General features: G+C 70.8%; 22 protein-coding genes and 1 pseudogene. 10 read left to right on the top strand and 13 right to left on the bottom strand.

Annotation, left to right across the window (positions count from 1 at the left end; all coding sequences use genetic code 11):
* The first annotated feature begins 71 nt into the window (after positions 1 to 71).
* The gene (locus EAO72_RS20405; RefSeq protein WP_148018767.1) at positions 72 to 470 is read left to right on the top strand and encodes a VOC family protein; all 399 of its coding nucleotides are present in this window, start codon (positions 72 to 74) and stop codon (positions 468 to 470) included.
* Positions 471 to 592: 122 nt separating this feature from the next.
* Here the strand turns inward: EAO72_RS20405 and EAO72_RS20400 are convergent, their stop codons facing one another.
* Complete coding sequence (locus EAO72_RS20400; RefSeq protein ID WP_148018766.1) at positions 593 to 1,381, bottom strand: sugar phosphate isomerase/epimerase family protein; 789 nt, start codon at positions 1,379 to 1,381, stop codon at positions 593 to 595.
* A gap of 388 nt (positions 1,382 to 1,769) precedes the next feature.
* Positions 1,770 to 2,834 carry a LacI family DNA-binding transcriptional regulator gene (locus EAO72_RS20395; RefSeq protein WP_148018765.1) on the bottom strand — a complete coding sequence of 355 codons (1,065 nt, stop codon included), beginning with the start codon at positions 2,832 to 2,834 and terminating at the stop codon, positions 1,770 to 1,772.
* 135 nt (positions 2,835 to 2,969) lie between these two features.
* Here EAO72_RS20395 and EAO72_RS20390 point away from each other — a divergent pair, with 135 nt between their 5' ends.
* The 3 genes from EAO72_RS20390 to EAO72_RS20380 all read left to right on the top strand — a co-directional run bounded on the left by EAO72_RS20390 (position 2,970) and on the right by EAO72_RS20380 (position 6,178).
* Positions 2,970 to 4,121, top strand: a complete 1,152-nt coding sequence (locus EAO72_RS20390; RefSeq protein ID WP_148018764.1) for a Gfo/Idh/MocA family protein — start codon at positions 2,970 to 2,972, stop codon at positions 4,119 to 4,121.
* 78 nt (positions 4,122 to 4,199) lie between these two features.
* Positions 4,200 to 5,345, top strand: a complete 1,146-nt coding sequence (locus EAO72_RS20385) for a dihydrodipicolinate synthase family protein (protein WP_148018763.1) — start codon at positions 4,200 to 4,202, stop codon at positions 5,343 to 5,345.
* Positions 5,342 to 6,178 carry a sugar phosphate isomerase/epimerase family protein gene (locus tag EAO72_RS20380; protein ID WP_148018762.1) on the top strand — a complete coding sequence of 279 codons (837 nt, stop codon included), beginning with the start codon at positions 5,342 to 5,344 and terminating at the stop codon, positions 6,176 to 6,178. The genes EAO72_RS20385 and EAO72_RS20380 overlap by 4 nt, the downstream gene beginning before the upstream one ends.
* Positions 6,179 to 6,440: 262 nt before the next feature.
* On the opposite strand, the gene EAO72_RS20375 is transcribed toward EAO72_RS20380, so the two are convergent.
* Both EAO72_RS20375 and EAO72_RS20370 read right to left on the bottom strand, forming a co-directional pair.
* A complete protein-coding gene (locus EAO72_RS20375) occupies positions 6,441 to 7,265 on the bottom strand; it encodes a hypothetical protein (RefSeq protein WP_187285149.1) in 825 nt (274 codons plus the stop codon).
* A gap of 77 nt (positions 7,266 to 7,342) precedes the next feature.
* Positions 7,343 to 7,990, bottom strand: a complete 648-nt coding sequence (locus EAO72_RS20370) for an RNA polymerase sigma factor (protein WP_148018760.1) — start codon at positions 7,988 to 7,990, stop codon at positions 7,343 to 7,345.
* A 255-nt stretch (positions 7,991 to 8,245) separates the two neighbouring features.
* Here EAO72_RS20370 and EAO72_RS20365 point away from each other — a divergent pair, with 255 nt between their 5' ends.
* The gene (locus tag EAO72_RS20365) at positions 8,246 to 8,644 is read left to right on the top strand and encodes a VOC family protein (protein WP_148018759.1); all 399 of its coding nucleotides are present in this window, start codon (positions 8,246 to 8,248) and stop codon (positions 8,642 to 8,644) included.
* 28 nt (positions 8,645 to 8,672) lie between these two features.
* On the opposite strand, the gene EAO72_RS20360 is transcribed toward EAO72_RS20365, so the two are convergent.
* Entirely contained in the window at positions 8,673 to 9,029 is a 357-nt protein-coding gene (locus EAO72_RS20360) for a winged helix-turn-helix transcriptional regulator (RefSeq protein WP_148021921.1), read from the bottom strand.
* Between the two features lie 125 nt (positions 9,030 to 9,154).
* Between EAO72_RS20360 and EAO72_RS20355 the strand changes: the two genes are divergently transcribed.
* Positions 9,155 to 9,805 (top strand): NAD(P)-dependent oxidoreductase, encoded by a 651-nt coding sequence (locus tag EAO72_RS20355; RefSeq protein ID WP_187285148.1) that lies wholly within the window; start codon positions 9,155 to 9,157, stop codon positions 9,803 to 9,805.
* Positions 9,806 to 9,818: 13 nt separating this feature from the next.
* On the opposite strand, the gene EAO72_RS20350 is transcribed toward EAO72_RS20355, so the two are convergent.
* The 3 genes from EAO72_RS20350 to EAO72_RS20340 all read right to left on the bottom strand — a co-directional run bounded on the left by EAO72_RS20350 (position 9,819) and on the right by EAO72_RS20340 (position 11,178).
* Positions 9,819 to 10,343, bottom strand: a complete 525-nt coding sequence (locus EAO72_RS20350) for a hypothetical protein (RefSeq protein ID WP_148018758.1) — start codon at positions 10,341 to 10,343, stop codon at positions 9,819 to 9,821.
* A gap of 68 nt (positions 10,344 to 10,411) precedes the next feature.
* A complete protein-coding gene (locus EAO72_RS20345; RefSeq protein ID WP_148018757.1) occupies positions 10,412 to 10,882 on the bottom strand; it encodes a hypothetical protein in 471 nt (156 codons plus the stop codon).
* Positions 10,879 to 11,178: a hypothetical protein gene (locus EAO72_RS20340; protein WP_148018756.1), complete on the bottom strand. Its 300-nt coding sequence runs from the start codon at positions 11,176 to 11,178 to the stop codon at positions 10,879 to 10,881. The genes EAO72_RS20345 and EAO72_RS20340 overlap by 4 nt, the downstream gene beginning before the upstream one ends.
* Before the next feature lie 65 nt (positions 11,179 to 11,243).
* Between EAO72_RS20340 and recD2 the strand changes: the two genes are divergently transcribed.
* Together recD2 and EAO72_RS20330 are read left to right on the top strand one after the other, a co-directional pair.
* Positions 11,244 to 13,529 carry an SF1B family DNA helicase RecD2 gene (gene recD2 / locus EAO72_RS20335; protein ID WP_187285147.1) on the top strand — a complete coding sequence of 762 codons (2,286 nt, stop codon included), beginning with the start codon at positions 11,244 to 11,246 and terminating at the stop codon, positions 13,527 to 13,529.
* A gap of 197 nt (positions 13,530 to 13,726) precedes the next feature.
* The gene (locus EAO72_RS20330; RefSeq protein WP_148018755.1) at positions 13,727 to 15,025 is read left to right on the top strand and encodes a citrate synthase; all 1,299 of its coding nucleotides are present in this window, start codon (positions 13,727 to 13,729) and stop codon (positions 15,023 to 15,025) included.
* A gap of 569 nt (positions 15,026 to 15,594) precedes the next feature.
* Here the strand turns inward: EAO72_RS20330 and EAO72_RS20325 are convergent.
* The 4 genes from EAO72_RS20325 to EAO72_RS20310 all read right to left on the bottom strand — a co-directional run bounded on the left by EAO72_RS20325 (position 15,595) and on the right by EAO72_RS20310 (position 19,363).
* A complete protein-coding gene (locus EAO72_RS20325; RefSeq protein ID WP_148018754.1) occupies positions 15,595 to 17,970 on the bottom strand; it encodes a heavy metal translocating P-type ATPase in 2,376 nt (791 codons plus the stop codon).
* Between the two features lie 105 nt (positions 17,971 to 18,075).
* The gene (locus tag EAO72_RS20320; protein ID WP_187285146.1) at positions 18,076 to 18,384 is read right to left on the bottom strand and encodes a heavy-metal-associated domain-containing protein; all 309 of its coding nucleotides are present in this window, start codon (positions 18,382 to 18,384) and stop codon (positions 18,076 to 18,078) included.
* 166 nt (positions 18,385 to 18,550) lie between these two features.
* Entirely contained in the window at positions 18,551 to 18,748 is a 198-nt protein-coding gene (locus tag EAO72_RS20315; RefSeq protein ID WP_148018752.1) for a helix-turn-helix transcriptional regulator, read from the bottom strand.
* Between the two features lie 243 nt (positions 18,749 to 18,991).
* A complete protein-coding gene (locus tag EAO72_RS20310; RefSeq protein WP_148018751.1) occupies positions 18,992 to 19,363 on the bottom strand; it encodes a peptidoglycan-binding domain-containing protein in 372 nt (123 codons plus the stop codon).
* Between the two features lie 25 nt (positions 19,364 to 19,388).
* Here EAO72_RS20310 and EAO72_RS20305 point away from each other — a divergent pair.
* Together EAO72_RS20305 and EAO72_RS20300 are read left to right on the top strand one after the other, a co-directional pair.
* Positions 19,389 to 19,791: pseudogene (locus EAO72_RS20305) on the top strand (5-deoxy-glucuronate isomerase); the annotation flags it as partial.
* 277 nt (positions 19,792 to 20,068) lie between these two features.
* Entirely contained in the window at positions 20,069 to 21,568 is a 1,500-nt protein-coding gene (locus EAO72_RS20300) for a CoA-acylating methylmalonate-semialdehyde dehydrogenase (protein WP_148018750.1), read from the top strand.
* A 72-nt stretch (positions 21,569 to 21,640) separates the two neighbouring features.
* Here EAO72_RS20300 and EAO72_RS20295 read toward each other — a convergent pair whose 3' ends face one another.
* Positions 21,641 to 22,363 (bottom strand): VC0807 family protein, encoded by a 723-nt coding sequence (locus EAO72_RS20295; RefSeq protein WP_148018749.1) that lies wholly within the window; start codon positions 22,361 to 22,363, stop codon positions 21,641 to 21,643.
* Positions 22,364 to 22,506: the final 143 nt, after the last annotated feature.

The raw sequence follows: 22,506 nt of genomic DNA, 5'->3' as shown, positions 1-22,506 counted from the left end.
ACCGGGCGGATTCCGCCCGGTATCGGCCGTAGCGTGCTGGTCAGGAACACCGACCAGCCAGGAGAAGACCCATGGACTTCGTCTCCATCCGCATCATCACGGGCGATGTCGCCCGCCTCGTCGACTTCTACGAGCGCGCCACCGGAGTAACCGCCGACTGGTCCAACGAGGACTTCGCCGAGCTCAGGACCGCCTCCGCCACCCTCGCGATCGGCAGCACCCGCACCGTCCCGCTGTTCGCGCCCGGCTCCGCCCGCCCGGCCGACAACCACAGCGTCATCCTCGAATTCCTCGTCGACGACGTGGACAGCGTGCACAAGAACCTGACCGGCTTCGTGGACGACTTCGTCAACGAGCCGACCACCATGCCCTGGGGCAACCGCGCGCTCCTGTTCCGCGACCCCGACGGCAACCTCGTCAACTTCTTCACTCCCGTCACACCGGCCGCCATCGAGAAGTTCGCTCGCTGAGGTCGCTGAGGTCGCTGAGGCGCGAGGGTGGCCGAGGGCCGCTGGCGGCCGCTGAGGGCGACGGCTGAGGGCCTGCGGGGACGACCTGTTGCTCATGGACGGAGGTTCTCCCCGCACCCGTTTCAGTCCTTCGGCGCCCCGAGCCGCAGCAGGTGCTCGCGCCCCGCGGCGAGCATCCCCGGCAGCTCCGCCGCCTCCGGGTGCCAGCGCTTCTCGTACTCCCAGCAGACCCAGCTGTCCGCGTCGAGCGTGTCCAGGCAGGCCCGCAGCGGCAGGACCCCCGCACCCAGGGCCACCGGCGTGGTGTCCTCGGCCGAGGCGATGTCCTTCACCTGTACGTATCCCAGGTGCGGGGCCAGCACCGCATGGCTCGCCACCGGCTCCTCGCCCGCCAGCCAGGTGTGCATGACGTCCCACAACGCGCCGATGCTCCCGTGCCCGACCGTGCCGACCACCCGGGCCACATCGGCCCCCGCTCGGTGCGAGTCGTGGGTCTCCAGCAGGACGCGTACGCCCAGGTCGGCGGCGTACGGCGCGGCGGCGGCCAGCCGGCGGGCGGCCGTGGCGTCGGCGGCTCCGGGGTCCTGGTCGCCGCCGCCCGGGAAGACCCGGACGTTTGACGCGCCCAGATCGTGGGCCAGCTCGATCAGCCCGGCGAGCTCGTCCAGCACCGGCTGGTCCTCGCCCTCGGCGGCCGCCCGTACGTAACCGGCCACGGTCAGGATCTCGACCCCGCCCCGCTCGAACTCAGCGGCGACAGCGGCCCGTTCGGCCTTGGTGAGGCCGGGGTGCACCGGCTCCTCGGGGTGGGCGCGCAGCTCCACCCCCTGGTAGCCGTGCCCGGCGGCCAGCCGGACGACCTCGGCCATCGGCAGTCCCGGAACCCCGAGGGTGGAGAAGGCGAGCTTCACGTGCGTGTTCCTTCCGTCGGTATGCGCCCCTGCACGGTACGGACCGGGCGCGTCCGGCGCGTACCCCGGTCCGTGCGGTGCGACTCGCCCCCGGCCGGGTGCGTCAGGCGCGTACCCCGGTCCGTACCGTGCGACGCACCCAGGACCGGGTGCGTCAGGCGCGTACCCCGGTCCGTACCGTGCGACGCACCCAGGACCGGGCGCGTCCGGCGCGTACCCCGGTCCGTGCGGTGCGACTCGCCCCCGGCCGGGTGCGTCAGGCGCGTACCCCGGCCCGTACCGTGCGACGCACCCGGGCCCGGGTGCGTCGCACGCGTGCCCCGTCCGTGCCGTGCGACTCACCCGGCCCCGGCGGCGCCGCGCACGCCCGCCTCCCGCGGTCCTGCTCTCATCGCCGGGGCGGGGCCGTCGAGCCGCGCACCATCAGCTCCGCGGCGATCGTCGCGATGCCGCCCGGCGGCGGAGCGTCCTTGCCGGTCGCCAGCCGGCCCGCCCGGGCGCCCGCCTCGAAGAGCGGCAGCCGTACGGTGGTCAGGGCCGGGACCACGTCCACGGAGAACGGCAGGTCGTCGAAGCCCGCCACCGAGATGTCCTCGGGGATGCGCAGTCCGCGGTCGCGGATCGCCGCGGTGGCACCCAGGGCGACCGTGTCGTTGGCCGCGACCACGGCGGTGATCCCCGGTTCGCGGCGCAGGAGTTCGACCGTGGCGTCGTAGCCGGAGCGCCGGTCGTAGGAGCCGTGCACGGTGAGCCGGTCCTCGTCGCCCACGAGCCCCACGGCCTTCATCGCGTCGCGGTGGCCCTCCAGCCGGTGGCGGGTCGTGGTCCGCTCCACCGGGCCCGCGACGTAGCCGATGTTCCGGTGGCCCAGCGAGAGCAGGTGCTCGGTGAGACGCCGGCCGCCGCCGCGGTTGTCGAAGGCCAGCGCGGCCACCACGGAGGTGTTGTCGGCCAGCGGGGGGCGTCCGCAGAGCACCACCCGGGTGCCCGCGTCCGCGAGTTTCGCCAGCTTCGCGGAGACCGCGGCCTGGTGGGCCGGGTCCTCGACCGCGCCGCCGGTGAGGACGACGGCCGCGGCGCGCTGGCGCTGGAGCAGGGTCAGATAGGTGAGCTCGCGCTCCGGGGTGCCGCCGGTGTTGCAGACGATCGCGAGCTTCTCGCCGCCCGCCCGGCCCGAACCGTCGCCCGGGCCGCCGATCTCCGTCTGGGCCGCGCCCGCCATGATCCCGAAGAACGGGTCGGCGATGTCGTTGACCAGGATCCCGATCAGGTCGGACGTGGCCGCGGCGAGTGAACTCGCGGGCCCGTTGAGCACGTAGTCCAGGTCGTCCACCGCACGCAGCACCCGCTCCCGGGTGGACGTCGCCACCGGGTAATTGCCGTTCAGCACACGGGAGACGGTGGCCGGGGACACCCGGGCGCGAGCCGCCACGTCCGCCAGGGTGACTGTCATCGAATTCCTCCGAGAAGTGACGAGGGGGGAGTGGACCAAACCAATCAGCGCGCCCCCTCTTGTCCAGGCCGCTGTCGGCAGGCTAGCGTCATACCGCATAGAAAGCGCTTGCTACGGCTGTATGGAGGAACTTTCGTGACACGCAGGACAGTGCGCATCGCCATGAACGGCGTCACGGGTCGCATGGGATACCGGCAGCACCTGGTGCGCTCGGTCCTCGCGATCCGCGAGCAGGGCGGCCTCGACATCGGCAACGGCGACGTGCTGTGGCCCGAGCCCGTCCTCGTCGGCCGCCGCGCCCACGCGCTGGAGGCACTCGCCGAGCAGCACGGTCTGACCGAGTGGTCGACCGACCTGGACGCGGTCCTCGCCGACGACACCATCGACATCTACTTCGACGCGCAGGTCACCTCGGCGCGCGTCGAGGCGATCAAGAAGGCCATCGCGGCGGGCAAGCACATCTACACCGAGAAGCCCACCGCCACGGACGTCGAGGGCGCCCTCGACCTCGCCCGCCTCGCCCGCGACGCCGGCATCAAGCACGGTGTCGTCCAGGACAAGATCTTCCTGCCGGGCCTGCTCAAGCTGAAGCGCCTCATCGACGGCGGCTTCTTCGGCGAGATCCTCTCCGTGCGCGGCGAGTTCGGCTACTGGGTCTTCGAGGGCGACTGGCAGGAGGCCCAGCGGCCCTCGTGGAACTACCGTGCGGAGGACGGCGGCGGCATCGTCGTCGACATGTTCCCGCACTGGGAGTACGTGCTCCACGAGCTGTTCGGCCGGGTCACCACCGTCCAGGCCCACGTCCAGACGCACGTTCCCGAGCGCTGGGACGAGCACGGCAAGCCGTACGCCGCGACCGCGGACGACGCCGCGTACGGCATCTTCCAGCTGGAGGGCGGCGCGGTCGCCCAGATCAACTCCTCCTGGACGGTCCGGGTCAACCGCGACGAGCTCGTCGAGTTCCAGGTCGACGGCACCCACGGCTCCGCCGTCGCGGGTCTGCGGAACTGCCGCGTCCAGCACCGCTCGGCGACCCCCAAGCCGGTCTGGAACCCTGACCTCCCGGTCACCGAGTCCTTCCGCGACCAGTGGCAGGAAGTCCCGGACAACGCGGTCTTCGACAACGGCTTCAAGGCCCAGTGGGAGCTGTTCCTCCGTCACATCGTGCTCGACGAGCCCTACGCCTGGGACCTGATGGCCGGCGCGCGCGGCGTCCAGCTCGCCGAGCTCGGCCTCAAGTCCTCCGCCGAGGGCCGCCGCTTCGACGTGCCGGAGCTGACCCTGTGACGCAGCGCCGCACCCCCGTCGCACCGGAGTGGACACCGTGACGATCCGCCTCCCGCAGGAAGCACCGGAGTTGACCGCATGACGATCCACCTCCCGCAGGGCCCGTACGAGCCCCGCACCACCCCGCTCGACCTCGCCCCCGGCGGCGCGCCCCTGGCCTCCCGTACGGTCTTCTCCGCGGCCCACGTCGTCGCGGACCCGTATGCCGACATCAGCCCCGACTCACCGGCCGCCGTCGACTGGGACGCCACCCTCGCGTTCCGTCGTCATCTCTGGTCGCACGGTCTGGGCGTCGCCGAGGCCATGGACACCGCCCAGCGCGGCATGGGCCTGGACTGGGCCGGCGCCGCCGAGCTCATCCGGCGCTCGTCCGCCGAGGCCAGGTCCGTCGGCGGTGCCATCGCCTGCGGCGTCGGCACCGACCAGCTCCCCGCCGGCCCGGCCACGCTCGCCGAGGTGCGGTCCGCGTACGAGGAGCAGCTCGCCCTCGTCGAGGAGAGCGGCGCCCAGGCGATCCTGATGGCCTCCCGTGCGCTGGCCGCCGCCGCCAAGGGCCCGCAGGACTACCTGGACACGTACGCGCATCTCCTCCGCCAGGCCACCGAACCGGTCGTCCTGCACTGGCTGGGCCCGATGTTCGACCCGGCGCTCGACGGCTACTGGGGCTCCACCGACCTGGACGCGGCCACCGACACCTTCCTCCAGGTCATCGCCGAACACCCCGACAAGGTCGACGGCATCAAGATCTCGCTCCTCGACGCGGAGCGCGAGATCGACGTCCGCCGCCGACTCCCGAGCGGGGTGCGCTGCTACACCGGGGACGACTTCAACTACCCCGAGCTGATCGCCGGCGACGACCGCGGCTTCAGCCACGCCCTGCTCGGCATCTTCGACCCGCTCGGCCCGCTGGCCGCCCACGCGGTACGGGTCCTGGACACCGGGGACACCAAGGGATTCCGCGAACTCCTCGACCCGACGGTTGAGTTGTCGCGCCACCTCTTCCAGTCGCCCACCCGCTACTACAAGACGGGCGTGGTGTTCCTCGCCTGGCTGGCCGGCCACCAGGACCACTTCACGATGGTGGGCGGCCTGCACTCGGCCCGCTCCCTGCCGCACCTGGCGAAGGCCTATGAACTGGCGGACCGCCTGGGCCTGTTCCCCGACCCGGAACTGGCCGAGTCGCGGATGCGCGCGCTGCTCACCGTGCAAGGAGGCACCCGATGACCGACCAGGACCTCTCCCGGCTCTCCATCAACCAGGAGACCATCAAGCAGTGGTCGCTGCCCGAGCTGGCCGAAGGCTGCGCCAAGGCAGGCGTGGACAAGGTCGGTCTGTGGCGGGCCCCGGTTCAGGAGTACGGCGTCGCGCGCACCGCCGCCCTCCTCGCCGACCACGGGCTCACCGTCACCAGTCTCTGCCGGGGCGGCTTCTTCACCGCCCTCGACCCGGCCGAGCGGGCCCGCGCCCTCGACGACAACCGCGCGGCGCTCGACGAGGCGGCGGGCCTGTCCACGGACACCCTGGTCCTGGTCTCGGGCGGCCTCCCGGAGGGCAGCAAGGACCTGTACGGCGCCCGCGAACGCATCGCCGACGCCCTGGCCGAACTGGTTCCCTACGCGGCCGAACGGAACGTACGCCTGGCCATCGAACCGCTGCACCCGATGTTCGCCTCGGACCGCTGCGTGGTCTCCACCCTGTCCCAGGCCCTGGACATCGCGGAACGCTTCCCGGCCGAGCAGGTCGGCGTGGTCGTCGACACGTACCACCTCTGGTGGGACGACCAGGCCCCCGCCCAGATCGCCCGGGCGGGGGCGGCGGGCCGGATCCACTCCTTCCAGCTCGCCGACTGGATCACCCCGCTCCCTGCGGGCGTCCTGCTGGGCAGGGGCCAACTCGGCGACGGCAGCGTGGACTTCCGCGCCTTCCGCACGGCGGTGGAGGCCACCGGCTTCGACGGCCCGATCGAGGTGGAGATCTTCAACGAGGCGCTGTGGGCACGCGACGGCGCGGAGGTCCTGGCGGAGGTCGCCGCCCGGTACGTGGAGCACGCCTGCTGACACCCTGACCGGCGGGCGGATTCCGCCGCCCCGGACCCCGGAGGCAAAAAAGATCGCCCCGGCGTGCAACCCTTCCGTGCCCTGCCGTGTCGTAGGTGTAGTCAGGAGCTTCCGGGGAGGGGTCCGGGGGGATCGGGAGGCGCCTGACAGGGGGAGAGCGAGAGGGGCTCGGTCGAGAGACCGGGCCCCGTTTCGCCGTCACGGCACGGCCGGCCGCACGCCGGCGAGAAGGGCGTGCGGCCGGCCGGGCGCGGGAACCGCCCTACTGCTCGTCGCTGAACTGCGGGTCCTTCTTCTGGTTGTAGATCTCCTTGCCGGACGCGTCGAAGGCGTGGACGTAGGGGCCGGGGCCCGAATAGTGCGGGTCGGAGCTGTCGGTGGAGAGAGCCGCCGCGTACGCGAAGGCGCCGCCGGCCATCGACGCCGGGTACTGCTTCGGGTCGTCGCCGTAGCTGATGGTGACCTTGGCGACGTCCGACGTGTAGTGCCCGGCGCCCCGCATGACGTAGCGCCCCTTGCCGGCGGGCTCCATGACGGAGTTGAAGTACCCGATCATGCGCCCGGTACCCCACAGCCGGTCGTTGATGAACGTGGGCGGCGAGTCCGGGCTGCTGCCCTTGTTGCCCTTCGACTCGCACTGCACGTACTGACCGGCGGAGTCGACGGCGACGACCACGCCGTCCGCGTGCTTCGAGGCGACGGGGGCGCGCTCCGAGACCACCGCGTCGAATCGCGAGGCGTCCGGGCCCAGGCAGGAGCCAAGGATCTTGGAGACCGTTCCCGCGTCGATCGGGGTCGTCGTGGCGCTGGTGATCGTGAAGTCGTCCGCGGCGGAACCCGCGGGAGCCGAGGACGGCTCCGTACCGGTTCCGCCCGATGTGGAGCCCTGCGCCGTGCTCGGCCCCGGTGACGTGGGGGCGCTCGACGGGTTGCCGGCGGGGCCGGCGAGCAGCGGCTTGGCGTCTCCCACCCCGCTGAAGACGGTCACGGCCGCCACACTCAGCCCGGCCACGCCGGTGGCGACCCCCAGCGGCACCCCCCACCTGCGCCGCAGCGAAACACGGTTGTCCTCGGGGCCGATCTTCATCAGGAGCTCCTCTCGGGTCCGCCGGTGGTCCGGCAGATCGCGATCGGAAGGAGCCGCAGGAACACCCTGGGCGTGATTCATCGTGCGACCTCTTCCGCGTTGACGGGATGCATCGAACTGAAGGACGCCGGATCGGTGGCTGTGCCGACGAGGTCGGCTCCCAGCCTCCGCCGCGCCCGGTGCAGCCTGGACTTCACCGTTCCGACCGCCACACCCAGCGCTGCCGCGGCCGCCTGCTGGTCAAGACCCGACCACACACAGAGCTCGACGACGTCGCGCTCATGGCGTGGCAGCCGGGCCAGCGCCCGGTGGATCTGCGACATGCGGAGCTCGTCGTCGACCAGGCCGGCGACGCGGTCCGCGTGGTCGCCCACCGGTTCCTCGTGCGAGACGAGCCGGCGCAGCAACGCCTCGGCCCGCCTCAGCCGCCGCCTGGTGTTCGACAGCAGACGGTCGGCGATGCCCAGTAGCCACGGCAGGGCCGAGTCGCGGTCCAGCACCGTCTCCGACCGCCGGCGCCAGGCGTGCAGGAACACGGTCGAGGTCAGGTCCTCGGCCTCGGCCCAGTCGGCAGTGCGCCGGAACAGGTGGTTGTAGACGGTCTTCCCGTGCCGGTCGAAGATCCGGCCGAAGGCCTCCCGGTCGCCGTCGACGGCCCGCGCCCACAGCTCTCGGTCAGATATCCCTCCGACCAATGCGGCCGGACCGGCGTCGTTCAGTTCCATGCCCTATACGTGTCCGGCAGCCGCCCGGAGGTTCCCGCACGGCAGGAGAGAATTCCCGCACCTTCGATCACCACGGGGCGCCGCAGCGCGAGGAAGGCGACCAGCCGACCGCCGATCTGCCGGCCGGGAACACCGCCGTCGTCTCCTTCGAGGGGTTGGGGCGGATCGGCACCATCCGGCTCACGGCCGGCGGCTGAGCGGGGCCGCGGTCCCGCCACCGGGCTGTGGATTCCGGCTGCCCCTAGGCTCGCCTTCATGCTGAGACTAGGAATCCCCGTCATCGGTGTCACGGACCTTCCCCGCGCAGTGGCCTTCTGGACCACGGCGTTGAACCTCGTCGCTGCCGAGGAGTGGCAGAGCGAGACGTGGCGGACGCTCATTCACCCCGACGGCTCCGGCCGGGCCCTCGGCCTGATGCGCAGCGCTTCCCCGGCCGAGCCGCACCCCCGGATCCACCTGGACCTCTTCACGGACACGGCCGAGGAACAACAGGCGGAGGTCCGGCGACTGGTCGGGCTCGGCGCGCGCACCGTCGACTGGGACCAGTACCCGCCCGATCCTGACTTCGTCGTTCTCGCCGACCCGGACGGCAACATCTTCTGTGTGGTGGACCTGAGCCACGCGCCCAGCGGTGGTGACGGGCCGACGCCCTGACAGCCCGTGCCGCTCCCTGAGGGGTTCCTCAGGGAGCGGAGCTGTGCGCCGGACCCGCGTACGTCTCCCGGGCATCCTCCAGTTCCGGCAGATGCGCCGCCGCCCATGCGCAGCAGGCCGCCATCGGCCCGAGCAACGTCCGTCCGAGCGCGCTCAGTTCGTAGTCCACCCGAGGCGGGATTCCGTCGCCGACCGTACGGATGACGAGGCCGTCCCGCTCCATCGACCGCAGCGTCTCGGTCAGCACCTTCGGTGTGACGCCGTGCAGCGGGACCTCGAGTTCGGAGAAGCGGCGCGGTCCGGCCTCCAGACACCTGATGATCTTCGGGGTCCATTTGCCGCCGATCCGGAACGGCGAGGTGGTGTGGGAGCAGCCCGTGAACATTTCGGGATCAAGTGGTTGGCTCACCCTGACGAGCGTACGTAACTATCGTTGCGGAAACCATGGGGTGCGGGGCTAGCGTCCGCTGCGTCGGCCGGCGGTCAGCGGGCCTTGGCGAGGGGAACCCCATGAGCAGCAGCATCGTCGTGTTCGGAGCGGGCGGACGGGCCGGCAGGCGTGCGGTCGCGGAGGCCGTGGCGCGCGGGCACCGGGTGACCGCGGTCGTGCGCGATCCGGACCGGTACCCGGACCTGGCCGGTGCCGGCGTGACGATCGTCGCCGGTGACGTCACCCGGGCGGACAGCGTCGCCGAGGTCGCCGCGGGGCACGACGCGGCGATCAGCGCCGCGGGCCGGCTCGACATGCCCTCGGACGAGTTCTACGTGAGCGCCGCCCACGCCCTGCTGGACGGTCTGGCCCGTGCCGGGGTCGAACGGCTGGTCCTGATCGGGATCGGAAGCGTGCTGGAGACCGCTCCGGGCGTGGCCGTCCACGACGCCCCCGGCTTCCCACAGGAGGCGCGGGCCTTCTCGCTCGGCCACACCGCGGAACTCGCCGCGCTCCGGGCCGCCGGGACGGACATCGACTGGCTCGTCATCGCCCCGCCGCCCGTGATGCTGGACAACGAGGCCCCGAGGACCGGCCACTACCGGACGGGAGGCGAGCAGGTGATGGCCGACGGCGCCCCGTCCTTCTCCTACGCGGACCTGGCGGTCGCGCTGATCGACGAGATCGAGACGCCGAAGCACCACCGCTCGCTCACCGCGGTGGCGGGCTGACGGCAGCCCCTGGCTACGGAGCCTCCGGCGTGAACTCCTGGCCGAAGAGGTAGCCGCGCAGGCAGTAGTCGAAGCCTGAGTCGTTGAAGAGGTCCGCCCCCTCGCTGCGGCAGTGTTCCGCCAGGCCGTCGGCGACGTGCCAGCGCGTGCCGTCGTACCAGAAGACGCCGCCCGCGTAGTGAATCGTCCGGCCCGTCACGGGGTCCGTGAGGTTCAGGGACTCGTAGTTCTCGGGACGGTCGCGGACCAGGGCGACGAGGGAGTCGGGGACGCCCTCGTAGAAGGACTCCTGGAGGACGAAATCGTCCTCCGCGTACAGATTCAGGTCCGACTCGTGGTCGAACGTCAGCAGCAGCGCGCGGCCGTCCTCCGCGAAGTACCAGACCACCGACTGGCCGCCGCGGTCGTTCCAGGCCAGACGGTGTGCGCCGGGCACCGTCACCGGTTCGACCTCGGCGAGCTTGTCCATGACGGTCGCGCGGCGCCGTACTTCCGGAAGGGGGGTGGCCGCCAGGGCATCCCACGTCTTGTTGCTCATGCCCGCAGCGTAACCACGGCCTCTGACAAGGCCGATACGGACTGCTCTGAGGCTCTGGGCCCCGTTGCTCAGACGGCCACGACCGAGACGCCGGCCCCCGGCAGCGTGGCGGCGTACGCCTTGATGTCGTCGGCGTCGGAGGTCAGCACGGCGCCCCCGCCGTGTGCGGCAGCGACGAAGACCGCCAGTGCGTCCACCGGGTCGGGACGTTTCTTGGGAGGCAACGCGGCGGTACCGATCATGTCGCCCATCGTCTTCCAGTCCTCGACGGTCATTCCCCCTGCACAGGGGAGGCAGCGGGGTACTTGCTCAAGGGGGAAGCGGGCCCTGGCCCCGGGATATACGACGACATCGGCGAGAAGACGCTTCCACGCGTAGGCAGTCTTCGGGCTTGTTCGCCAGGCCTGGGAGAGAGCGGGGCCAGGAACGACCGGCTGATGTCCACCGGCTGCGACGAAGCCCTTGTGCAGGATGTGCGCCCGGCGGTCCTGGCTCACCAGCGCCATCAGCATGCCGGTGTCGTAGACGACGACCGTCATGCCGCGGCCTCATCGTGGGAGGACCGGCCGAGGATCGCTTCGACCTCCGCCCGTTCTTCCCTGGTCGGCTCGATCTCGTCGCCGGCCCAAGTGCCGGTGCCTGCCTGTTCCTCGGCCTCCTCGCGAGCTTCCTCGAAGGGCTTGAAGATCCTTCTGACGCGGTCCTGCTGGTCCATCTGCGCCTGGGCGGCGATCGTCAGGAACGTGGAGACATCGAGTCCGGCGGCCGCAGCATGCTCCCTGATCCGGTCGCGGACCTCGGCCGACATGCTGATGGAGAAGCGCTCGGTTGCCATGACACCACCGTAACACTGAGTGTTACGGCCCCGCGCTGTCAGCCCCGCCCGGTACCGTCACGGTCATGTCCACCAGGCCTTCCACGACGGCACCCACGGCATCGGCCACACCGAACATGGCCGTCCTCGAAGGCGTGCTCGAGCGCATCACGTACGCGAACGAGGAGAACGGGTACACGGTCGCGCGCGTCGACACCGGGCGGGGGAGCAACGACCTGCTCACCGTCGTCGGCTCACTGCTCGGCGCGCAGCCCGGTGAGTCGCTGCGGATGGAGGGGCGGTGGAGTTCCCACTCCCAGTACGGCAAGCAGTTCACCGTCGAGAACTACACGACGATCCTCCCGGCCACGATCCAGGGCATCCGCCGCTACCTCGGCTCCGGACTGATCAAGGGCATCGGGCCGGTGATGGCCGACCGGATCACCACCCACTTCGGCGTGGACACCCTCGACATCATCGAGCAGCAGCCCAAGCGTCTGGTCGAGGTCCCCGGGCTCGGGCCGAAGCGGACGAAGATGATCGCCGCCGCGTGGGAGGAGCAGAAGGCGATCAAGGAGGTCATGGTCTTCCTCCAGAGCGTCGGCGTCTCGACCTCCATCGCCGTCCGTATCTACAAGAAGTACGAGGACGCCTCGATCTCCGTAGTGAAGAACCAGCCCTACCGGCTGGCCGCCGACGTCTGGGGCATCGGCTTCCTGACCGCGGACCGGATCGCCCAGGCCGTCGGCATTCCGCACGACAGCCCCGAGCGCGTCAAGGCCGGGCTGCAGTACGCGCTGTCGCAGTCCAGCGACCAGGGGCACTGCTTCCTGCCCGAGGAGCGGCTCATCGCGGACGCGGTCAAGCTCCTCCAGGTCGACACCGGGCTGGTCATCGAGTGCCTGGCCGAGCTCGCCGCCGAACCGGAGGGTGTCGTACGGGAGAAGGTGCCGTCGCCCGAGGGCGGTGAACCGGTCACGGCCGTCTACCTGGTGCCCTTCCACCGCGCCGAGATCGCCCTGGCCGCTCAGGTGCGGCGATTGCTGCGGACGCCGGAGGAGCGGATGCCGGCCTTCGGGGACGTGGACTGGGACGCGGCGCTGAAGTGGCTCGCCGGGCGTACGGGGGCGACGCTGGCGCCCGAGCAGGAGGCCGCCGTACGGCTGGCGCTCAGCCGGAAGGTGGCCGTGCTGACCGGGGGGCCCGGCTGCGGCAAGTCGTTCACCGTCCGGTCGATCGTGGAGCTGGCCCGCGCGAAGAAGGCGAAGGTGGTGCTGGCGGCGCCCACCGGGCGGGCGGCCAAGCGGCTCTCCGAGCTGACGGGCGCCGAGGCGTCCACCGTGCACCGCCTGCTGGAGCTGAAGCCGGGCGGGGACGCGGCGTACGACCGGGACCGTCCGCTGGACGCCGATCTCGTCGTCGTCGATGAGGCGTCCATGCTCGACCTGCTGCTCGCCAACAAGCTCGTCAAGGCCGTGGCGCCCGGCGCCCATCTGCTGCTGGTCGGCGATGTGGACCAGCTGCCCTCGGTCGGGGCGGGGGAGGTGCTGCGGGATCTGCTCGCCGACGGCAGCCCCGTCCCGGCGGTCCGGCTGACCACCATCTTCCGCCAGGCCCAGCAGTCCGGCGTCGTCACCAACGCCCACCGCATCAACTCCGGCGTACCGCCCCTCACCCAGGGACTCAGCGACTTCTTCCTCTTCGTGGAGGACGAGACGGAGGACGCCGGGGTGCTGGCCGTGGACGTCGCGGCCCGTCGTATCCCGGCCAAGTTCGGGCTCGACCCGCGCCGGGACGTGCAGGTGCTCGCGCCGATGCACCGCGGCCCGGCCGGAGCCGGCCATCTCAACGGGCTGCTCCAGCAGGCCATCACCCCGGGCCGCCCCGATCTGCCCGAGAAGCGGTTCGGCGGCCGGGTGTTCCGCGTCGGCGACAAGGTCACCCAGATCCGTAACAACTACGACAAGGGGGAGAACGGTGTCTTCAACGGCACCGTCGGCGTCGTCACCGCTCTCGACCTGGACGAACAGAAGCTGAGCGTGCTGACGGACGAGGACGAGGAGATCAGCTACGACTTCGACGAGCTCGACGAGCTGTCCCACGCGTACGCCATGACGATCCATCGCTCCCAGGGCAGCGAGTACCCGGCCGTCGTCATCCCCGTGACGAAGAGCGCCTGGATGATGCTCCAGCGGAACCTGCTGTACACCGCCGTGACGAGGGCGAAGAAGCTCGTCGTGCTGGTCGGCTCCCGGCAGGCCATCGGCCAGGCGGTCCGCACGGTTTCCGCAGGCAGACGCTGTACGGCGCTGGATCACCGGTTGCGCGGAGGCGCGGAAGGAGGATCCACGGAGGATCCTCGGAAAAAATGATCGATCAAATCGGTGGGAAACATCACGCAGGTCTTCCGCAACCGCAGGCAAGGGGGCAGGATGAATAAGTTCGCGGCACTCAGTGCCGCGAGTAGGTCCAATGGACGACCCCGAGTGCACTCTCCTGAGCCAAATGGGGGAGGGTGGAGACAGTCAGGGAACCTCGAAGAAGAGGCACTACGTCGGTGAGGGATGACGTGAGCGAGCACACCAGCAACGCTGTAGTACTGCGGTACGGCGATGACGAGTACACCTACCCGGTGATCGACAGCACCGTCGGCGACAAGGGCTTCGACATCGGGAAGCTCCGGGCGAACACCGGTCTGGTGACGCTGGACAGCGGATACGGCAACACCGCTGCCTATAAATCGGCCATCACCTACCTCGATGGCGAGCAGGGCATCCTGCGCTACCGCGGCTACCCCATCGAGCAGCTCGCCGAGCAGTCGACGTTCCTTGAGGTCGCGTACACGCTCATCAACGGTGAGCTCCCGAAGGTCGACGAGCTGTCGGCGTTCAAGAACGAGATCACCCAGCACACGCTGCTGCACGAGGACGTCAAGCGGTTCTTCGACGGCTTCCCGCGCGACGCCCACCCGATGGCCATGCTGTCCTCGGTCGTCAGCGCGCTGTCGACGTTCTACCAGGACAGCCACAACCCGTTCGACGAGGAGCAGCGCCACCTCTCGACGATCCGGCTGCTGGCCAAGCTGCCGACCATCGCGGCGTACGCGTACAAGAAGTCGATCGGTCACCCGTTCGTCTACCCGCGCAACGACCTCGGCTACGTCGAGAACTTCCTGCGCATGACCTTCTCGGTCCCCGCCCAGGAGTACGTGCCGGACCCGGTCGTCGTCTCGGCGCTGGAGAAGCTGCTCATCCTGCACGCGGACCACGAGCAGAACTGTTCGACCTCCACCGTGCGTCTGGTCGGCTCCTCGCAGGCGAACATGTTCGCCTCGATCTCCGCCGGCATCTCGGCGCTGTGGGGCCCCCTGCACGGTGGCGCCAACCAGTCGGTGCTGGAGATGCTCGAGGGCATCCAGGCCAACGGTGGCGACGTCGACAGCTTCATCCAGAAGGTGAAGAACAAGGAGGACGGCGTCCGCCTGATGGGCTTCGGCCACCGGGTGTACAAGTCCTTCGACCCGCGCGCCAAGATCATCAAGGCCGCGGCCCACGACGTGCTGTCCTCGCTCGGCAAGTCCGACGAGCTGCTCGACATCGCGCTCAAGCTGGAGGAGCACGCGCTCTCCGACGAGTACTTCGTCTCGCGCAACCTCTACCCCAACGTGGACTTCTACACGGGTCTGATCTACCGGGCCATGGGCTTCCCGAGCGAGATGTTCACCGTGCTCTTCGCGATCGGCCGGCTGCCGGGCTGGATCGCCCAGTGGCACGAGATGATCAAGGAGCCGGGTTCCCGCATCGGCCGCCCGCGCCAGATCTACACCGGCGAGGTCCTGCGCGACTTCGTCCCGGTCGAGGGTCGCTGACCCACCGGCCACCCCCGCACCATCCCGGCCCTGGGCCGGTTGCCTTCGCCCCGACTGCCGCGCTTTCGCACAGAGCGCGGTGTCCGGGGCGATTTGCTTGCCCGGGCGCTCTTCAAGGGCGCTTCTTCACCGGCGCTTCCTCATGGCAGCGTGCGGGAGCGCTCCCGCGTGAAAGCGAGAAGCGCCCCGCCGTCGATCCCCCCACGGGCCGACAACGAGGCGCTTCCCATGTCCCGGAGCGGATTCCCCCCACGGGATCCGGCCGGGCGTTCAGTGGGAGCCGAAGCTCCTGGGTTCCTCGGTACTGCTGGGTCGTACTGGTCCTGCTGTCCTGCGCTTTTCCTCGTACCGCCTGCGCGTGCCGCCTGCGGTCTGCCGGGGTACGTACCGACGGGAGGGCCGCTCAAAGCTCCCCGGTGCACGTGCCCCGGCCAACGCTTGCCCGGAGCGTCCCCCAAGACCCTCCGTCGGACGTCCCCCAAGACATCCTTTGGCATCGCACTCTTAGACTCGCGAACCCACCGAATGGTTACCCCTGAACCGGTGTGATCTAAGTCTCTTTGTGGAAATTACGTGAAGGACCGCAGGCGCAGGCTGTTCGTCACGACGAAGACCGAGGAGAAGGCCATCGCCGCTCCCGCAATCATAGGGTTGAGCAGGCCAAATGCCGCAAGGGGTAGAGCGGCAACGTTGTAGCCGAATGCCCAGAAAAGGTTGCCCCTGATGGTGGCCAGGGTGCGTCGGGAGAGCCGGATGGCATCGGCTGCCACCTTGAGATCTCCACGAACGAGCGTCAGATCGCTCGCCTCGATCGCGGCGTCCGTACCCGTGCCCATCGCCAGACCGAGATAGGCGGTGGCCAGTGCCGCGGCGTCGTTGACCCCGTCACCGACCATGGCGACCGAACGCCCCTCTGCCTGGAGGCGCTCGATGACGTGCGCTTTCTCCTCGGGGAGTACCTCGGCACGGACCTCGTCGATCCCGACGGCGCGGGCCACGGACTCCGCGACCGCCCGGTTGTCGCCGGTCAGCAGGATCGGGGTCAGGCCGAGCGCGCGGAGATCGGCGACCGCGGCCGCGCTGGTCTCCTTGACCGCGTCGGCGACTTCGAAGGCACCGCGTGCCTCGCCGTCCCAGGCGACCGCGATCGCGGTACGGCCCTGAGCGGTCGCCGCCGTCATCGCGGCGGCCAGGGGGCCGGGGATGCCGATTCCGGCGTCGGTGAGCAGCCGGGGACGGCCGACGAGGACGGTGTGGCCCTCGACGATGCCCTGGACGCCGAGTCCGGGGACGTTGGCGAAGTTCTCGGGGGTGGGGAGTGCGGCGCCGGTGCGGTGGGTGGCTCCGGTGGCGACGGCCTGGGCGATGGGGTGTTCGGAGGCGTGTTCCAGGGCTCCGGACAGGCGCAGGACGTCGGTCTCGGTGGTGCCGTCGGCGGTGTGGACGGTCTGGAGGGTCATCTTTCCGGTGGTGACGGTGCCGGTCTTGTCGAGGACGATGGTGTCGACGCGGCGGGTGGTCTCCAGGACTTCGGGGCCCTTGATGAGGATGCCGAGCTGGGCGCCGCGTCCGGTGCCGACCATCAGGGCGGTCGGGGTGGCGAGGCCGAGGGCGCACGGGCAGGCGATGATCAGTACGGCGACGGCGGCCGTGAACGAGGCCGTCACGTCGTCCGTCACCAGCAGCCAGACGACCAGGGTGACCAGGGCGATCACCAGGACCACGGGGACGAACACCGCCGAGATCCGGTCGGCCAGCCGCTGTACCTCGGCCTTGCCGTTCTGCGCGTCCTCGACGAGCCGGGCCATCCGGGCCAGCTGGGTGTCGGCGCCGACCCGGGTCGCCTCGACGACGAGCCGGCCGGAGACGTTCACGGTGGCGCCGGTGACGGAGTCCCCGGGGCGCACGTCGACGGGCACGGACTCGCCGGTGAGCATCGACGCGTCCACCGCCGACGCGCCCTGGACGACGGTGCCGTCGGTGGCGACCTTCTCGCCGGGTCGGACGACGAAGCGGTCGCCGACGGCGAGCCGGCCCACAGGGACGCGTACCTCCGTACCGTCCCGCAGGACCGCGACGTCCTTGGCGCCCAGGTGCATCAGCGCGCGGAGAGCGGAACCGGCCTTCCGCTTGGACTTCGCCTCCAGGTAGCGGCCCAGCAGGATGAAGGTGACGACTCCGGCCGCGACCTCCAGGTAGATGGTGGAGGCCCCGTCGGCGCGGGAGACCGTGAAGTCGAAGCCGTGCCGCATGCCGGGCATTCCGGCGTCGCCGAGGAACAGGGCCCAGAGCGACCAGCCGAAGGCGGCGAGGGTCCCGACCGAGACCAGGGTGTCCATGGTGGCCGCGCCGTGGCGCAGGTTGGTCCAGGTGGCGCGATGGAAGGGCAGCCCGCCCCAGATGACGACGGGGGCGGCCAGCGTGAGGGAGAGCCACTGCCAGTTGTCGAACTGGAGGGCCGGGACCATCGCGAGCAGCACCACGGGGGCGGCGAGGACGGCTGAGACGATGAGCCGTTGGCGCAGTACGGCGAGAGCGGAGGCAGGGCCGTCGTCGTCGGTGTCGCCGTCCGTAGCCGCGGCCGTATCGGCAGCCGTAGCGGGTGCCGGGGCCGTAGCCGGTGCCGTAGCGGGCACGGGCGCTGGTGCCGGGGTCGCTCTTGCCGGGGCGGGCGGAGCCGCGGGCTTCGGTGCCGGACGCGGTACCGGTTTCGCCGTGTAACCGGTCTTCTCGACCGTGGCGATCAGGTCCGCGAGGCCGGTTCCGGGTCCGTAGGAGACCCGGGCCTTCTCCGTCGCGTAGTTGACGGTGGCGCTGACCCCGTCCATCCGGTTCAGCTTCTTCTCGACGCGAGCCGCGCAGGACGCGCAGGTCATTCCGCCGATCGTGAGCTCGGCCTGCGAGCTCTCCGCCGCCGCGGCCTCGACATCTGTTGCGCTGTGCATGTCCGAACTCCTGAAACGCCGACCGGGCCGTGCCCCACCAGTATCTGCTGGTCGGCCCGGCCCGGCGGCGAAGGGGTGATGCGGGTGCTGTGGATCCCGGTGCGGTCAGGCCCGGCCGGCGAGCTCGTAACCTGCCTCGTCGACCGCGGCGCGCACCGCTTCGTCGTCCAGCAGGGCCTGGGAGACCACGGTCACCTGCCCCGTGGACGCCACGGCCTTCACCGAGGTGACACCCTCGATGGCGAAGATCTCCTCGGAGACCGCGCCCTCGCAGTGCCCGCAGGTCATGCCGGTCACCTGGTAGACGGTGGTCACGCCGCCCTGCTCGGCGCCCGTGTCCGCGCTGTCGTGGCAGGAACCGGTGGGCGAGCAGCAGGAGCCGGTCGCCTGGGGGAGCTGGGTCTCGGCGGTCATCGTGTTCTCCTCTTCGACGAGCACAAATGGATGTGGCGGCTGGGGCCCAGGGGGACTCCGGGAAGGCCGGTGCGCCTCCACACTCTCGACTATATACCCCTAGGGGGTATGAATGCGAGTGGTCCCCGGGGCCGTGGGCCAACCGGGTGAGCGGGCGAGCGGGTGGTCATTCCCGCCGGCCCCGGTTGCCCGGCCGGGCGGCGACCCAGGCGCGGACGGTGTCCGCGTACCAGTAGGGCTTCCCGCCCTCCACGTGGTCCGGAGCCGGCAGGAGACCGTGCTTGCGGTAGGAGCGGACGGTGTCCGGCTGCACCCGGATGTGCGCGGCGATGTCCTTGTAGGACCAGAGCCTTCTGTCCGTCATGCGTGCCACCTCTCTGCGCTGCGCCGCGGCGGTGGCCCGGAGGGCCGTCGGGGGAGCTGCGGCACGGACGCGGTCGATCACTCAGCCTCTGGCCGGTGAACGAGGGTGACGGGAGGTGGGGTGGGCCTGTCGACCGGCTGTGACGGAAAACCCGCGTAACGGAGACATGCGTGACGGGCAGGTCACCGCTGAGACAGAAGAGACACAGTGGGCACAGCACAGACCCCGGGCCCACCCCGACCGTCAGGCGTGCCAGAGCGCCGACCAGGTCCGCGGGCCGACGAGGCCGTCCGGGACGAGCGGCGGGTGGTCGGCCTGGAAGCGCTGGACGGCCACGAGGGTCCGGGCGCCGAACACGCCGTCGACCGCCTCCCACGGCAGGTAGCGCCGGTTGGCGAGCATGCACTGCACCTGCGAGACGCGCTCGCCCTGTTCGCCGAAGACGGTCAGCCCGTCCCCGTCGTAGAAGGCGCAGACGGGGCTGGAGCCGGGCGGGGTCGCGTTGGTCTCCTCGGCTGCGGCGCCGGGTGCCAGGGCGAGCGCGGCGGCCAGGACGAGCGCGGCCAGGGCCGAGCCCTGGGCCGGGCGGGGGAACGACGGAGTCGTACGGATCACGGTGGGGTACTCCTCGAACGATGCGGTGACGGTGGCCGGCTGCCAGGGGCAGCGGGCTCCGTCCTCTCGTCGAGGACAACACCGCGTACCGCCGTCACGTCACTCCCGGGACGGCAGCCGGGACCTGGAGCCGGAAGGAGTTCACACACTTGTCACCGGAGAGAGCGAGTGGACCGTACTGCCGTTGACCGGTGGCTGTACGGTGCACATCTCAGATGAGATCTTTGAACTGCTGGGCCGGAAGAGCGTGTTCAGCGGGGGGCCGCCTTCGCGTACGTACCGCGTGACGCCCATGCACAGATCGCCTCCGGCGCAGGCGGCCGCTTCGCCCTGGCAGGAGCGAAGTGCGAGCGAAGCTCCCCGCTCGCTACGGCCCCGCGCCGGAGGTATCCCGTCGAACCGCACCCGCCGGCCTGCGCGGCGCCGGAGGTTTCCGCCTGGAACCGCACCGGCCGGCCCGCGGCGCCGGAGGTATCCCCGCCGGGCCGCGCCATCGAGCCTGCGCAGCCCCCGGCCGTGCTCCTTCTGTCTACGCGGGTACCGAAACGGCAGACACAGTGTCGGGCCCCCCTCCGGCACGGGCGTGGTGGGATGTTGGCATAGCCGAAAAGGCCACTTTGCCCGTCGCCGGTCCCCGCACGGGAAGAGTACGAACGACGACGCCACACCGGCCGACGCCGCCACCCACGCTGAAGGAGACACCGCATGAAGACCGTCAACCACTGGATCGGTGGCAAGACCGTCGAGGGCGCGTCGGGCAACTACGGCCCGGTCACCGACCCGGCCACCGGAGCCGTCACCACCCAGGTCGCGCTCGCCTCCTCGGACGAGGTCGACGCCGCGGTGGCCGCCGCGAAGGACGCGTACGCGACGTGGGGCACCTCGTCGCTGTCCGCCCGCACCGCGATCCTGTTCCGCTACCGCGCGCTGCTGGACGCCCACCGCGACGAGATCGCCGCGCTGATCACCGCCGAGCACGGCAAGGTGCACTCGGACGCGCTCGGCGAGGTCGCCCGCGGTCTGGAGATCGTCGAGCTGGCGTGCGGGATCACCACGCAGCTCAAGGGCGAACTCTCCACCCAGGTCTCCAACCGGGTGGACGTCTCCTCGATCCGCCAGTCGATCGGTGTCGTCGCCGGCATCACGCCGTTCAACTTCCCGGCCATGGTGCCGATGTGGATGTTCCCGCTGGCCGTCGCCTGCGGCAACACGTTCGTGCTCAAGCCGAGCGAGAAAGACCCGTCGGCCGCCAACCTCCTTGCCGAGCTGGCCTCCGAGGCCGGTCTGCCGGACGGCGTCCTGAACGTCCTGCACGGTGACAAGGTCGCCGTCGACGGCCTGCTGAACCACCCGGACGTCTCGGTCGTCTCCTTCGTCGGCTCGACCCCGATCGCCCGCTACATCCACGCCACCGCGTCGGCCAACGGCAAGCGCGTCCAGGCACTCGGCGGCGCGAAGAACCACATGCTGGTCCTGCCGGACGCGGACCTCGACGCCGCCGCCGACGCCGCCGTCTCCGCCGCGTACGGATCCGCGGGTGAGCGCTGCATGGCGATCTCCGCCGTCGTCGCGGTCGGCTCCGTCGCCGACGACCTGGTCGCCCGGATCAAGGACCGCGCCGAGAAGATCAAGATCGGCCCCGGCAACGACCCCACGTCCGAGATGGGCCCGCTGATCACCGCCGCCCACCGCGACAAGGTCGCCTCCTACGTCACGGGCGCGGCCGCCCAGGGGGCCGATGTCGTCCTCGACGGCACCGGTCACACGGTCGAGGGCTTCGAGGACGGCCACTGGATCGGCCTCTCCCTCCTCGACAACGTCTCCACCGACTCGGACGCGTACAAGGACGAGATCTTCGGCCCGGTCCTGTGCGTGCTGCGCGTCGACACGTACGAGGAGGGCGTCGCGCTGATGAACGCCTCGCCGTACGGCAACGGCACCGCGATCTTCACCCGCGACGGCGGCGCCGCCCGCCGCTTCCAGCTGGAGATCGAGGCCGGCATGGTCGGCATCAACGTCCCGATCCCGGTGCCGGTGGGCTACCACTCCTTCGGTGGCTGGAAGGACTCGCTCTTCGGCGACCACCACATCTACGGCAACGACGGCGTGCACTTCTACACCCGCGGCAAGGTCACCACCACCCGCTGGCCCGACCCGGCGGACGCCCCCGCCGGCGTCGACCTGGGCTTCCCCAGCAACCACTGACCCGTCGCCCCTCCCCGCACAGCGCTGCAGGGCCACTCCCCCGGAGTGGCCCTGCAGCGGTTCGTGACGAGGTCAGCGACCGGCTTCGCGCTCCGCGCCGGCCGCCTCCTCGATCATCCGCTCCATCGGGACGACCGCGACGCGCCCCGAGACGACGAACGCCAGCACCATCGCGGCCACCATGACCACGGTCCCGGCCCACACCATCGTCTCGACCGGCACGGTGTACGCCCCCACGGCCCGCACCACGCACTCGCCCAGCAGCGCCGCACCCCACACCACGGAGAACCGCGTCTCGGCCCGCCGGAACGCGTCCGACTCCGCCGAAAGCCGCGCCCACACCGCGGACTTGGCCGCCTCGCCCCGCGTCAGCCACGGCCGGAGCGCCGCCGACATCATCGGCCGCCCGCGCAGCGCGGTCACCAGGACCACCAGCCCGATCGTGCTGCTGACCCCGCTGTCCTTCAGCAGCATCAGCCGCGGGTCACCGGCCACCAGACTCAGCAGCAGCCCCACCGCGTTGACGGTCACCATCAGCGCCGCGAGCCCGTTGAGCCGCCGGTCGCGCACCACACCCCACACGGTCCGCACACCCGGCACCACGCTGCTCCAGGCCAGCGCACCGAACGTGCCCATCCCCGCCGCCTTCAGCAGGTAGTACGAGGCGAGCGGCACCGCCACATCCACGAGCAGCGGCATCATGCTGTCCAGCAGCGCCTTGCGCGGCGAGAACGCGGGAGCACCGGCCGGAACGCCGGCAACAGGTGCGGTGACGGTGGCGACCGGGCTGCTCATGACGGGTTCCTCCCGTATCGGCGGGGCCCTCGCGGCTCCCGCTCTCGATATGTAAAGACTGGCCGTCGGACCCCAGTCCCCGGCAGAGCCGGGTGTACCGACCTCCGTATGACGAATGTCAGTACCGGGCCAGGTACGAAACC

The sequence above is a fragment of the Streptomyces sp. OR43 genome, assembly GCF_008042275.1.
In the GTDB taxonomy this organism is placed as follows: domain Bacteria; phylum Actinomycetota; class Actinomycetes; order Streptomycetales; family Streptomycetaceae; genus Streptomyces.
This window is presented reverse-complemented; position numbering and strand designations above follow the sequence as displayed.

Excerpts from the sequence above, each read along its gene's own strand:
- EAO72_RS20405 (WP_148018767.1), top strand. The coding sequence starts at position 72 with ATGGACTTCGTCTCCATCCGCATCATCACGGGCGATGTCGCCCGCCTC.
- EAO72_RS20395 (WP_148018765.1), bottom strand. The coding sequence starts at position 2,834 with ATGACAGTCACCCTGGCGGACGTGGCGGCTCGCGCCCGGGTGTCCCCG.
- EAO72_RS20385 (WP_148018763.1), top strand. The coding sequence starts at position 4,200 with ATGACGATCCACCTCCCGCAGGGCCCGTACGAGCCCCGCACCACCCCG.
- EAO72_RS20380 (WP_148018762.1), top strand. The coding sequence starts at position 5,342 with ATGACCGACCAGGACCTCTCCCGGCTCTCCATCAACCAGGAGACCATC.
- EAO72_RS20375 (WP_187285149.1), bottom strand. The coding sequence starts at position 7,265 with ATGAAGATCGGCCCCGAGGACAACCGTGTTTCGCTGCGGCGCAGGTGG.
- EAO72_RS20370 (WP_148018760.1), bottom strand. The coding sequence starts at position 7,990 with ATGGAACTGAACGACGCCGGTCCGGCCGCATTGGTCGGAGGGATATCT.
- EAO72_RS20365 (WP_148018759.1), top strand. The coding sequence starts at position 8,246 with ATGCTGAGACTAGGAATCCCCGTCATCGGTGTCACGGACCTTCCCCGC.
- EAO72_RS20360 (WP_148021921.1), bottom strand. The coding sequence starts at position 9,029 with ATGTTCACGGGCTGCTCCCACACCACCTCGCCGTTCCGGATCGGCGGC.
- EAO72_RS20355 (WP_187285148.1), top strand. The coding sequence starts at position 9,155 with ATGAGCAGCAGCATCGTCGTGTTCGGAGCGGGCGGACGGGCCGGCAGG.
- EAO72_RS20350 (WP_148018758.1), bottom strand. The coding sequence starts at position 10,343 with ATGAGCAACAAGACGTGGGATGCCCTGGCGGCCACCCCCCTTCCGGAA.
- EAO72_RS20345 (WP_148018757.1), bottom strand. The coding sequence starts at position 10,882 with ATGACGGTCGTCGTCTACGACACCGGCATGCTGATGGCGCTGGTGAGC.
- EAO72_RS20340 (WP_148018756.1), bottom strand. The coding sequence starts at position 11,178 with ATGGCAACCGAGCGCTTCTCCATCAGCATGTCGGCCGAGGTCCGCGAC.
- recD2 (WP_187285147.1), top strand. The coding sequence starts at position 11,244 with ATGTCCACCAGGCCTTCCACGACGGCACCCACGGCATCGGCCACACCG.
- EAO72_RS20325 (WP_148018754.1), bottom strand. The coding sequence starts at position 17,970 with ATGCACAGCGCAACAGATGTCGAGGCCGCGGCGGCGGAGAGCTCGCAG.
- EAO72_RS20320 (WP_187285146.1), bottom strand. The coding sequence starts at position 18,384 with ATGACCGCCGAGACCCAGCTCCCCCAGGCGACCGGCTCCTGCTGCTCG.
- EAO72_RS20315 (WP_148018752.1), bottom strand. The coding sequence starts at position 18,748 with ATGACGGACAGAAGGCTCTGGTCCTACAAGGACATCGCCGCGCACATC.
- EAO72_RS20300 (WP_148018750.1), top strand. The coding sequence starts at position 20,069 with ATGAAGACCGTCAACCACTGGATCGGTGGCAAGACCGTCGAGGGCGCG.
- EAO72_RS20295 (WP_148018749.1), bottom strand. The coding sequence starts at position 22,363 with ATGAGCAGCCCGGTCGCCACCGTCACCGCACCTGTTGCCGGCGTTCCG.